Consider the following 11,698-nt stretch of genomic DNA (forward strand, 5'->3'; position numbering starts at 1 on the left):
TAAAATGATAAGAAACGGATCAAAAGTAATGATCCGTTAGTTTGGTGGAGGCTGTAGGTTTGACGCAATGGGATGTTAGGAACTTATCTATCGTTTCTTTTTTGCGTTATCCGCTTTCATCTTGGCGGATATCTCACGCCGGTCTTGCTCGCGCTTTTCTTTGCGATCTCTTTTATCTGGGGTTAAAGAGCCGGTTTTGAACTTTTCTTTGCGTTGTAATTTTTCCGCTTCTTTTTTGGCAATGGCTTCGGCCATTAGTATCTCTTCTTGCGCTATCATATCTGGCGTTTCAAGGCTGATACGACCAATTTTAGCTGAACGGAATTCGTTAATTAATACTTCGCAAATTTTATGCAGATTAACTCTGCCTCCGGCCATTAATGCTCCTCGGCGCGCGGCAGCCAGTTCTAAAAATTTAACTTCGGTATTTGGGATTTCCTCTAATTGATAACGTTCTTTAAGGTATTTCGGGTAGGCTTTAATTAAATAATCAGCTGTAAAAAAACCCACATCATCATATTCCATGGCCGTATCTTTTATTGAGCCACAGGCAGCTAATCGATACCCACTGTTAGGGTTTTCCAGCTTTGGCCACAATATGCCTGGGGTATCAAACAAGGTAATACCATTACCTAAACTAATGCGTTGTTGATTTTTAGTGACCGCGGCTTCATTACCAGTTTTAGCAATCACACGGTCAGCCAAAATATTGATTAGCGTCGATTTTCCTACATTGGGTATACCAACAATCATGGTATGGATGGATTTAATACTGGCGTCTTTGGCCGGTAACATTTGTCTGACAAGTGTCAGTAGCTGTTTAATATTTGCAGGTTCTTGTGTGGTGGTGGCAAAGGTTTTTACACCTCTTTCCTGCTCAAAGTGCGCTTGCCAGCGCGCCGTCACCTCAGGATCGGCAAGATCGGTTTTAGTCATGACTTTTATGCAGGGTTTGTCTGCGCGCATTTGTGCGATTGCAGGGTTCTCACTGGAATACGGAATACGTGCATCAAGCACTTCAATTAAAAGATCAACTTGGGGTAATGCTTCTTTTATTTCTTTTTGGGCTTTGTGCATATGCCCAGGATACCAATGAACCGCCATAATAACGCCTAACTTTATATAATTAAGCGCATTGTACTGCATTAAGGGACTCAAGGTTAAGGCAAGAACAGAATTAGTTCTAAGCACTTTATCAGTGACAGCTTATCCGACTAAGTGTCTTATTAACTGCGCTAGAATTAACACAATAGCCAGTGGCAAAATCCACCGGCTTAGTTTGCTCATTTGCTCTGCAGACATTCTAAAACGTGAACGTTCAAGTAAGGGCACTACAATGAGTAGTGCCGCAAATAAAATAACCATTATGATGACTATCGTCATTACGCTTTCCTATTTCACTAGGCTTGGGTAGCTATCCACGCCAATACATCTTCACGCACCACAGACATTGGTCGAGCCCCAGGTAACAAAATCAGATCATGAAAGGCTTTAATATCAAACTTGTCACCTAAGGCTTTACTGGCGATATTACGCAATTCTACGAACTGCAACATACCCAGTTTGTAGCCCAATGCTTGACCTGGCCACGCCATGTAACGCTCAACTTCGGCAACCACATCTGTCATTGAGGTACCAGTGGTCGTATGAAAATAGTCAATCGCGTGTTCACGGGTCCATTTTTTACGATGTAAGCCAGTATCAACCACCAAACGCACGGCACGATAAAGTTCTGCTTGCAAGCGCCCTAAATCACCAAAGGGGTCATTTTCATACATACCCATCTCTTTGGCGACTAATTCAGAATACAGTGCCCAGCCCTCGACATAGGCATTAAAAGGGGCATTTTGTCTGAGTAAGCCAATATCTTGTTGCGCCATGTTTAGCGCAATTTGGAAGTGATGGCCTGGCACTGCTTCATGATAAGTCAGCGTTTTAAGAGAAAACGTGGGCACAGCGCTCATGTCACGCAAATTGATCCAATATATTCCACCGCGCGTTCCATCCATTGAAGGTGGCGTGTAAAAGCCACCTGCCTCGCCCGCTTCCGATACAGCAGGGATACGTTTAACCGATACTCTTTGTGTCGGAATGGTATTGAAGTATTGACCCGCTTTGTTCATCACTGCCTGTACTTGGACATTTAAATCATCTAATAGACGTTGACGACCTTCATCTGAATCTTCATACAAAAATTGCGGCTGCTTTGCCAAGGCAACCATACGTTCGCCTACCGAGCCATCACTGTACCCATTTGCCTGCAAAATAGTGTCCATCTCGTTGCTAATGCGGTCGACCTCACTCAAACCAAGTTCGTGGATTTGATCAGCGCTCATCGCTGAATCACCTAGGTATTTTATCGCGTGTAAATACAGTTCTTCACCGCCTGGTTGTGACCAAATGCCATCATTAGACTTGGCCTTTTTTTCACTGGCAAGCACCGCGCCTCGAGCACGTTGGTAGGCGGGATAAACCACCGTTTCAACTAATTCAGCCGCTTTGCTGATCATGTTTTCTTGTGTGGGTTTATCAATCTCAGTACTGAGTAATTTTTTTGCAAAACTTGTTACCAAGCCGTGGTTTATGGCCTCTGGGGCGAGAAATCCGTCGAAAAATGCTAGGGTTTTTGGATGCAGTTTTGAGGGCAAGATGATGCCAATTCGTTGGTCATCCTCATACTTGTTCAAAACATTGACGACAAAACTATCGAAGTTAGATAAACGAGCTAAATATTCTCTTGCTTCTTTAAGGGACTTTATTGCTTGTTGCTCTTGCATGACCTTGGGCACATCAATGAGGGGACCCGAGATTTGATTGATAATATAAGGTAAATGGCCGCCCCAAGTATCGATATATCCACCGCTGAAATCAGTATCACCGGCATAGTAATTCAAAATTTCGCCAACCACCTTTTGTTGCTGTGCGTTAGCGGGCGTCAACAGTGTGCGGTTTATGACCTTTAATTCATTGGCGCTATATTTCATCTCATTTTGCAGGTTTTGCATACTGGCAATAGCATAGTCAGGTAAACGATCATTATAATTGCCCCCCACTTTTTCTGGCTCAATGGCTAACATGGTAGATAAGGTTGGCTGCTGGCTGATGAAAGTTACGGTTGCATTATCGACTACTGCACTAAGGTGCTTATTAGCAATTTGTTCATCTGTTTGATTTGAGCATGCCACACTTAACAGCGAAAGCATAAAAGGGACGAGCAGTTTTTTTATTTTCATTTTGTTCTCTGGTAAGTCACTTTGTCATTAAAGTCCCATCGCGTATTTCATTACCTTTGCTTTGATTGGGCCTGCTCTATTGGCTAAAAACAAACCAGTATTGCGCAGTACCTGCAGTGGTCCAAGTTCATTGCCAAAGGTAAGATAAAGTGCATCCATTGCACTCATCATCAGTAGGTTATCTCGACGCCTACTTTGTTGATATTCTGCCAGCCAAGTGAGGTGCTTGCTGTGTAATTGTGTAACACTCTGTAATTGCTTAAGGTTTTTAGCAAACACCCCAAGCAACGCTTGCACGTCCTTGAAGCCCAGGTTAACACCCTGCCCCGCTAAGGGATTAATACTATGTGCAGCATCCCCCACTAATACAACATTATCTTTAACATAATGATTGGCGTGCATTCGTGTAATAGGAAAGCTAGCAAAATCGAGGATCTCAAAATCCATTAACTCAGCGGGAAAGTGCTGCACAATTTGCTGTTTTAGCTGGGCCCTTGATAGGTTTTTAAGTTGTTGAATTTTGGCTGGGTGGTTGTACCACACCAGCGCCCCATGTTGGCCATATAGAGGTAAAAAAGCCACGGGGCCTTGAGGAGTAAATTGCTGCCACGTTATGTCTTGCTGCGGCGCGTTAATTTTAATATTAATGCCCAAGGCTTGTTGGCTGTAGTTCCAACCTTGTACACCGATATTGGCGCAGGTACGCACCAAAGAATTCACCCCATCTGCGCCGATTAATACTTTAGCCTCAATAAGCTGATCATTGTCTAAAGTGACTTTTACTGAGGGCTCTAGCTCAATTGTTTTGATAGCCTGCTGCCAAAAACAACTGACATTAGCCAGGGAGTCTAGTCGTTGATGAGAGGCAAGTTGTATAACTCGGTTTTCAACAATATGACCTAAATGACTCACACCGATGTCAGCACAATTAAAATCAGTTCGTGCATCAGGTTTTTCCCACACAGATAATCGTTTGTAGGGGCACAATCGCATGTTTTCTACATGAGGCCAAATACCCAGCTCCTGAAAAAAACGCTCTGAGCTATAACTGATGGCTGAAACACGTAAGTCGGCTGCTTGCTCTGCGGCGAAGGGCTTTGGCATATAACGCTCAACTAACGCAACCGACAAACCCAATTGGGCTAAGCCAACGGCACACGCAGATCCCACCATACCACCACCAACAATACATACATCAAACAAAATTAATTGCCCCTTAAACACGATTAAACCTAGTCTAACCAGTCAGATAGATACACACAATTAGCATTTTAAGCCCTTTGCTATTATCTTGTTATTTACGCCTCAATTGAGCTTTAGTTTATCTGCTTACAAATAAATACTTCCCTCGTTGTTTACGCCTGTTGCTTTACTCACTGGGATCATGAATCATCGGTAAAATGAATGGGCCAAAAGGATTAAAAAGTCGCTGATGTGAAAAAACTTAATTTTGAACAATACCGCATGTTAATTGTGGACGACCAAAGACCTTTTTTAACACTTCTCAAGGGTGTGTTAGTCAGTGCAGGCGCTAAGTCAATTGTCGCTAATCGCACCTGTGAGGCGGCCTTGGTCAGTTGTCGCAAAGAAAAGTTTGATTTTATTATCTGTGACCTGCACCTAGGCAATAATAAAAAAAACGGTTTTGAATTACTTGAAGAACTGCGAGAAAAAAATTACTTAAAACCTGAGGCAGTGTTTGTCATCATAAGTGCTGATGCCCAACGCCCAATGGTACTTGGCAGTATTGAAAAACAACCTGATGAATATGTGGTTAAGCCTTTTTCTCAGGCTCAACTGGTAAAACGTCTTGAAAAAGCCCACTTGCGCCGACTGGCTATGGCGCCGATTTATAAGCAGCTATACAACAAAGAGCCTCTTGCTGCCATTGAACTGTGTAAGCAAGTGGTAAAGACAGATAGCCGCTATAAAGAAATGGCTGGGCGCTTATTAGCGGAACTCTATTGGCAAGTAGGCCAATTTAAAGAAGCCCAAACATGGTTAAATAGCTATCCAGACGATCATCATCAAACATGGCTAAACGTATCAAAAGCCCATACCGAACTGCTGCTTAAAAATTATAAATTAGCCATTGAAATAGCAAAAAAAGCGATCCGCCAAAACAGCTTATTGGTTGAGGCTCATGATATCGTGGCGCAAAGTTGGCTTAAATTAGACAATGTAAATGAAGCTGAAGCGGTCATCAACCACGCTTTGAAGCTCTCCCCTTTTTCTATTTCTCGGCATATGAAAGCCTGTGCCATCGCACGAAAAGCAGGTAATTTCGAAAAGATCATTGCTCATAGTCAATCAATATGGGACTGCTCTAAAAAATCTGTACACCGAGATCTCGCTTTTTTATGTGACCATGTCAGAAGTTACTTAGAAGTTGCTGAGCAACTAGAAGACTTTAGGGCCAGAGGTCGTTTTCAACAAGAGGCTTTGTACACGCTAAAACGCTATCGACATAACGAAGCTATCTCAAGTGCCGATGATAATTTTGATTTTGATATCTTTGAGGATATCGTAAAAGCCAGAATAGAAGGCCAAAATGGTAAGCTGTTCAACTCAAAACAGTTATTGGCACAAGCCCAACATAATATTGGGCAAAAATTCGCAGACTACCCGGCGCCGCTTATGCCTGACGCAATCGTTACCTTGCTTGATTTAGGTGAATTTGAGGAGGCACAAGCACTCACAAGCCAATTTAACCAATGTTCAAAGTCACTTGATGATAATACTAAGGCATCGTTAAAAAGTGCCGCCTTGCGGAATGACAGTAAAAAAGCCCACTACAACAAATATAATCAGCTGGGGATCTCGCTTTATTCAGAAGGTAAATTTGAGGAGGCCTACAGCGCTTTTAGCGAAGCACAAACTGCGGTTCCATTTAATATTGGTATTACCCTTAACCTCCTGCAATGCAGCCTGCGTTTGTTGCAAAAAACGACGAAGCCGGATTTAAGCTTGTTGAGCTCAACTAAACGCATTTTCAAACAATTGCAAAACAGCAACATGGCCGAGAAACACCAAGAAAAATTTGATCTATTAGTTCAAGAGCTTGATCCCTATTTAACGAAAAAATAACCGTCTCAGACCTTCGGCTTGTTGGCTCTGCCCATAGAGGTTAATGCCGAGCCACAAATAACCACGCCAGCACCAATGTAGGCCCACATATCAAGATCACTGGCTTTAATTTGCTCAGGAAAAAAAGACACCGCGATAAACATGCTGATAAAGGTAAATAAAGGTGCCAAAGAAATAACTGCGCTGACCTTTGAAGCTTGCCAAACAAACATCGCTTCAGTAAACGCCCCATAGGCAACAATGGTGTTTAGACAACAAAATAATAAGGCAAACAGCTGCAAATTATTCATGTCAAACAGCTGCTCCAGATTGGCAAAAGGCAATAACATCAAGGCACCTAGGGCGTAGATAAGCAAGGTAAGCTGTTTAGCCGTTAACACCCGTAACAAGGGCTTTTGCATGAGTGCATACGCCGCCCAACAGGTTGCAGCGAATATCACAATAATCACGCCCAAAGTAAAATGATCTAAGGATAAGAATAGGTCGCCTAAGCGATCATTAAAAAACAACATCAAGCCGGTAAAAATTAGCACGGCACCGCCAATCTCTATTTTTTTAAGGCGCTCACCAAAAAATAGTACTCCCCCTAACATCAATAAAAATGGGGCAACTTGCATCACCACTTGTGACGTTTCAGGTGAGAGGTACTCTAATCCTTTTACGTTAGCCACGTAGTTAAGCACTAAACATAAGGTAGCAACCACCAGCAACAGCCCTTTTTTCAAACCAAAGGATTTTAAACGCGGTACTGATTTTTTACGCATTAAAACAAATAGCACAAATAGCCCCGCGACCACAAACCGATAAAGGGTAATGGTTACAGCATCCATTGCTTCTAAACAAATTTTTAAAAATAGGGGTAAAATACCCCACAATATAGCGGTTGTTAGAGACAAACCAAACCCATACCAATGCCTAATCGGATCCATTTAATGCCTGTTGCTTAAAATTAAAAAGTTAAAGTGGCTCAGTGCTGTTACTTACTGAATTTACGATGTAAAAGAATAATTTAAGCACAAATGTCCTTGTTTACTCGCGAACCGCATTCTACTCTTCTATCAATAAAAACGAAGTGGGTAATTGCTATATATGCGAAAAATAGCCGTGTTAACCTCTGGTGGTGATGCTCCTGGAATCAATGCTTGTATTCGCGCAATTATACTGACTGCGGAACACTTTGGTATCCAAGTGTTTGGTTATAAACACGGATTTAACGGTTTGCTCGATCAAGAATATCAGGCGCTCAGCGCTAGAAATGTCGCTAATATTATTCAGCGTGGTGGCACCATTTTGCGCAGCGCACGCTGCCTTACCTTCAAAACAGACGAATCAGCAACACTAGCAGCTAAAAATCTGAATGCCTTAGGTATTGAAGCCCTACTTGTTATTGGTGGTGAAGGATCTTTTCATGGAGGGTGTCACTTAGCTGATCATTGGCAAGGTCAAGTTATTGGTTTACCTGGCACCATAGACAACGATATATATGGTACGGATGCCACTATTGGTTATTTTACGGCAATTGAAACCGCATTAGAGTCTATCGATAAAGTCAGGGATACCGCTGACGCTTTCGAACGAATATTTTTGGTGGAGGTAATGGGCCGGCATGCGGGATTTATTGGATTAAGTGCCTGTTTGGCTTCCGCTTCCGATCACGTTCTGGTACCTGAACTGTGTGGTGATCTCAACGACGAATTAGACAACATCGTCACGCGGCTCAAAGCCACCATGAGCAAAAGAGGACACAGTAGTTACATTATTATTGTGGCCGAAAATTTATGGCCAGGAGGCGTCACAGCACTTGCTCAAGAGCTACATGAAAAAACCCATGTAGAGTGCCGACCCGTTATTTTGGGGCATGTGCAACGAGGTGGCTCGCCAGTGAGTCAAGACCGCATTTTAGCCAGCAAATTAGGGGCATATGCAGTTGAACAAGCAATTGCCGGTAAAAGTAAAATTATGGTGGGTGAGCAAAACAACCGTGTTGTTGCCTACCCAATAGAACAAAGCTGGCAACAACAAAAAATGTTGGATCCTTATTTAGTCAAGATTCAACAAACGTTTTTTAATATCAACAAGGCTCATCAACTTTAGAGTTTAATCATTTCTTTCACTTTGTCGCGATGGCTGCGGCTGACTTTTAATTCACTGCCGTTGGCTAAAATTAAATGGTACTCGCCACTAATATGACTAATGAGTTTCTGCACATAGTGGATATTAACAATAGCTGAGCGATGAACCCGAACAAATTTACGCGGATCAAGTTGTTGATCAAGCTCCTTCATGGTTTTACGCATGATGTGTGTTTGCCCAGTAGAGTGCACGCACATATAATCACCCGCGGCATCAATCCATTGAATATCACTAATATTTACGCGGGTAATCTCTGAGCCATCTTTTATCGCTAACACATCTGGGTAGCTATGCTGCTCAATCGATTCACCATTAGCTAATTTTCGCAAAATATCTTCACAATCATCCCCGGTAAAATCTGCTACTAAACGCACTAATTTTTGCGTGTGATCACCTTCACTTTTCAGTCCAATATATGTCGCAACTTTCTCTATAGCAGAGGCTAAACGCTGACTGTCTACCGGTTTTAGTATGTAATCAAGCGCGTGCACATCAAAAGCTTTGATCGCATATGAATCAAACGCAGTCACAAATATAATTAGCGGCATCCCTTGACCTAAGGCTTGTAACTGGTTAATCACTTGGAAGCCATTTAAACCTGGCATTTGAATGTCTAAAAATACTAAATCAGGACGCAACTGCGGAATAACGCTGAGCGCTTCTACGCCATTTTTACATTCACCCACTACTTCAACATTATCAAACTCTGCTAGGCGCAGACTCAAACCTTTACGGGCCAATGGCTCGTCATCCACAATTAACGCACTAATTTTCAAAAGAAGGCTCACTTAATTCATGGGGAATACGGATAGTGACTTTTACACCACTTGGATTATTTTGTGCAATCACAAAGGAAAAGTTATCTGCATACAAAGACTGCAGCCTTTCTCGTATATTGGTTAAACCAACGCCATTAGTTCTGAATAGCTCCCCCTCTTGCATATTGCAAATAGGACCATTATCGATGACCTCCAAGATTAAATCACTGCCAAAGGTGCTGGCTGAAATACTGATTTGCCCCCCTTCTTGAAGTTTTGAAATCGCATATTTTATGGAGTTTTCTATCAGCGGTTGCAATATCAAACTGGGTACCAAGGCCGCACTGGCTTTGTTTTGTATATCCCAATTGACTTGTAAACGATCTTCAAAACGGACTTTTTCAATTTCTAAGTACAATTCAAGTGCTTGGATCTCCTGTTTCAGAGGCACCCGTTTGATGGGGTCTTTATCTAAAGAATAACGCAAAAAATCACTTAAGCGCGACACCATAGCACCGGCCGTTTGATTGTCTTTCATTAAAATTAAGGTCGAGATTGCGTTCAGGGTATTGAACAAAAAATGAGGGTTGAGCTGATACCGTAACATTTTAATATGAGCTTGATGGGCCATAGATGACGCTTTAAGTACATTTTGTTTTTCTTTGAGTAACATTTGGTAGCTCTTAATGCCAAAGTAGGCACCAGTCCAGCATCCCATCACAATCAGAGCATCAACGGTATTATAAAAATACATATACCACTCGTCAGGTTGAAACCCTTTTTTGTAGATAGTCCAATTGTTAAAGTTTTTAACCACCGCCCAAGCTAAAGCAACAACATACATACTAACAGTGACGATAGTGACCATTTTTATTGGCTTTAAGGTCATGGCCCAACGATATAGGTAACGCAAAGGTATGGTGAGTAACCAGCCCGCATAGGCATTGAGTATAATAATAAACAGCCATATGCTGCGCATCTCAGCTAAAAACGACCCGATGTAATAAACAATGGCAAAACCGCACCATCCTGCGGTTTGCAAGGTCCAGAATAAGCGCTCTCGACTATCCACCCATTTTTCCCACTGATACACAGCTTACCTTCAGAAATGAACTATTTGATTGAATTATACAAAAAGAAGACCAAGCATACTGACTCTTGGTCTGAGATTAGATGGGTTTGGTCGCAGATTTGAGAAGCTTAGCTAATAATTGATATTCAATCGTTTTAACCAGTGTCCCCACCACCACGCAGGGCCAACAAGTAAAAATTGCAGATCTTTTAAAAAACTGGGTTTTTTACCTTCGATGTGATGACCCACAAACTGTAAAATCCACATAACGACAAAAATACCTAAACAAATCTGCCACACTGGTGTAGACAGGGTTTCAAGCAATTTTATGCCATAAAACGAGAGAATGGATAGCAAGGTCATTGCTGCACCAATTGGCCCGGATAACTTGAAATAATAATATAGCGCGGGGATAACAAAGACGTGGGCCCAAGTCACGTCAAAATGCGCTAAAAATACCGGTACTGGGAGCGACCACAATAAACCTAAGGTCACAAAGTAAATGGCGGGTACAGCAATGGCATGAATGAGAATATTCGTTTTGTTTTTATGGCTTTCACCATACTCATTTAAGAGAAATTCAATTTGACGCATAGTCACCTCTTTTTTTATTATTAACTTTAATTTAACAAGGCAAACTCAAAGCAGCAATAGCTACATCATCTTAATTAAATCAAGCAGTCCTTTAATCTGTACTTAACATCAATTTTTGTAGTAGTTGAGTCACTTCTTCTGGGGTGTCAAATTTCAAACCGTAGTAAAACCATACCTCGTCTGACTTTGCGTTCATCACTGAACCTTTAAGTAAAAACGCATTCCCGTTTGCATCTTTAAATTGCATCTCAACATTTTGTTTTATGCTTGGCCGGGATTTAACTGAACGCTCAATACTAATCCGACACCCCTTCAAGGAAATATCGCGGACGATACAAACACAAAGCTCAGCGTTGTGCTGGGTATCAATTAGCGTTACTGCCATTCTGGTTTGTGCCCGCGGCTCAGAGCGTAAATCGTGGCTTTGAATTGACAAGGGAAACGTTGTAAAGATAAGGTGGCTTGGCTTACTTAATATAAGTGTTACTCTTACTTTAAAAGCAATAATTTCGCCTGTCTCATCCTCTAAGATGTATCGCACCACAAGGCTATTATCGGTATAAATAAAGTCTCGTAAACTCCCCCATTTGCTTTCATCTGGAAAACGAATAATGACACAGCGGGTGCCATCCATTCCGACAAATTCGCTTCTTACTCGCTTAGTGGTGCTTGCAGAGGTAATTTGTAAATCAATTGGCGTACCAGGACGCATAGAGCGTATTTTGCGTAAATCTTCATTACTCAAACCCACCTGTTCGTGCAAATTAGACATGCTTCATGCGATCCTTATTTTTATTATGTGCAGAGATAACTTGATGGTA

General features: G+C 41.9%; 11 protein-coding genes. 2 read left to right on the top strand and 9 right to left on the bottom strand.

The features are described 5' to 3' along the window. Positions 1-87: 87 nt before the first annotated feature. From ylqF to ACEN2L_RS14755, 4 genes are all read right to left on the bottom strand, one after another. Entirely contained in the window at positions 88-1,104 is a 1,017-nt protein-coding gene (ylqF, locus tag ACEN2L_RS14740) for a ribosome biogenesis GTPase YlqF (protein ID WP_306023001.1), read from the bottom strand. A gap of 102 nt (positions 1,105-1,206) precedes the next feature. After that, complete coding sequence (locus ACEN2L_RS14745) at positions 1,207-1,383, bottom strand: hypothetical protein (RefSeq protein WP_441744773.1); 177 nt, start codon at positions 1,381-1,383, stop codon at positions 1,207-1,209. A gap of 17 nt (positions 1,384-1,400) precedes the next feature. Continuing rightward, positions 1,401-3,233, bottom strand: coding sequence for a DUF885 domain-containing protein (locus ACEN2L_RS14750; protein WP_441744775.1), 1,833 nt, complete (start codon positions 3,231-3,233; stop codon positions 1,401-1,403). 27 nt (positions 3,234-3,260) lie between these two features. After that, a complete protein-coding gene (locus ACEN2L_RS14755; protein ID WP_441744776.1) occupies positions 3,261-4,457 on the bottom strand; it encodes an FAD-dependent oxidoreductase in 1,197 nt (398 codons plus the stop codon). Positions 4,458-4,667: 210 nt separating this feature from the next. On the opposite strand from ACEN2L_RS14755, the gene ACEN2L_RS14760 reads away from it, so the two are divergent. Continuing rightward, on the top strand, positions 4,668-6,320 hold the full coding sequence (locus ACEN2L_RS14760; protein WP_441744778.1) for a response regulator: 1,653 nt from the start codon (positions 4,668-4,670) through the stop codon (positions 6,318-6,320). Positions 6,321-6,325: 5 nt separating this feature from the next. Here the strand turns inward: ACEN2L_RS14760 and ACEN2L_RS14765 are convergent, their stop codons facing one another. Continuing rightward, on the bottom strand, positions 6,326-7,249 hold the full coding sequence (locus tag ACEN2L_RS14765; RefSeq protein WP_441744780.1) for a DMT family transporter: 924 nt from the start codon (positions 7,247-7,249) through the stop codon (positions 6,326-6,328). Between the two features lie 160 nt (positions 7,250-7,409). On the opposite strand from ACEN2L_RS14765, the gene ACEN2L_RS14770 reads away from it, so the two are divergent. Further along, positions 7,410-8,414 carry an ATP-dependent 6-phosphofructokinase gene (locus ACEN2L_RS14770; RefSeq protein WP_441744782.1) on the top strand — a complete coding sequence of 335 codons (1,005 nt, stop codon included), beginning with the start codon at positions 7,410-7,412 and terminating at the stop codon, positions 8,412-8,414. On the opposite strand, the gene ACEN2L_RS14775 is transcribed toward ACEN2L_RS14770, so the two are convergent. The 4 genes from ACEN2L_RS14775 to ACEN2L_RS14790 form a co-directional block, all read right to left on the bottom strand. Next, entirely contained in the window at positions 8,411-9,229 is an 819-nt protein-coding gene (locus tag ACEN2L_RS14775) for a LytR/AlgR family response regulator transcription factor (RefSeq protein ID WP_306023007.1), read from the bottom strand. The genes ACEN2L_RS14770 and ACEN2L_RS14775 overlap by 4 nt on opposite strands. Then, positions 9,219-10,304, bottom strand: coding sequence for a sensor histidine kinase (locus ACEN2L_RS14780; RefSeq protein ID WP_441744784.1), 1,086 nt, complete (start codon positions 10,302-10,304; stop codon positions 9,219-9,221). Before ACEN2L_RS14780 ends, ACEN2L_RS14775 begins: the two co-directional genes overlap by 11 nt. A gap of 111 nt (positions 10,305-10,415) precedes the next feature. Then, positions 10,416-10,877, bottom strand: coding sequence for an Mpo1 family 2-hydroxy fatty acid dioxygenase (locus tag ACEN2L_RS14785; protein WP_306023009.1), 462 nt, complete (start codon positions 10,875-10,877; stop codon positions 10,416-10,418). A gap of 91 nt (positions 10,878-10,968) precedes the next feature. After that, positions 10,969-11,649 carry a flagellar brake domain-containing protein gene (locus ACEN2L_RS14790; protein ID WP_441744786.1) on the bottom strand — a complete coding sequence of 227 codons (681 nt, stop codon included), beginning with the start codon at positions 11,647-11,649 and terminating at the stop codon, positions 10,969-10,971. Positions 11,650-11,698 lie beyond the last annotated feature (49 nt).

Source organism: Flavobacterium sp. W21_SRS_FM6, assembly GCF_052119645.1.
GTDB lineage: Bacteria > Pseudomonadota > Gammaproteobacteria > Enterobacterales > Alteromonadaceae > Paraglaciecola.

Coding starts and splice junctions, on each gene's coding strand:
- ylqF (WP_306023001.1), bottom strand. CDS start 1,104: ATGGCGGTTCATTGGTATCCTGGGCATATGCACAAAGCCCAAAAAGAA.
- ACEN2L_RS14745 (WP_441744773.1), bottom strand. CDS start 1,383: ATGACGATAGTCATCATAATGGTTATTTTATTTGCGGCACTACTCATT.
- ACEN2L_RS14750 (WP_441744775.1), bottom strand. CDS start 3,233: ATGAAAATAAAAAAACTGCTCGTCCCTTTTATGCTTTCGCTGTTAAGT.
- ACEN2L_RS14765 (WP_441744780.1), bottom strand. CDS start 7,249: ATGGATCCGATTAGGCATTGGTATGGGTTTGGTTTGTCTCTAACAACC.
- ACEN2L_RS14770 (WP_441744782.1), top strand. CDS start 7,410: ATGCGAAAAATAGCCGTGTTAACCTCTGGTGGTGATGCTCCTGGAATC.
- ACEN2L_RS14785 (WP_306023009.1), bottom strand. CDS start 10,877: ATGCGTCAAATTGAATTTCTCTTAAATGAGTATGGTGAAAGCCATAAA.
- ACEN2L_RS14790 (WP_441744786.1), bottom strand. CDS start 11,649: ATGTCTAATTTGCACGAACAGGTGGGTTTGAGTAATGAAGATTTACGC.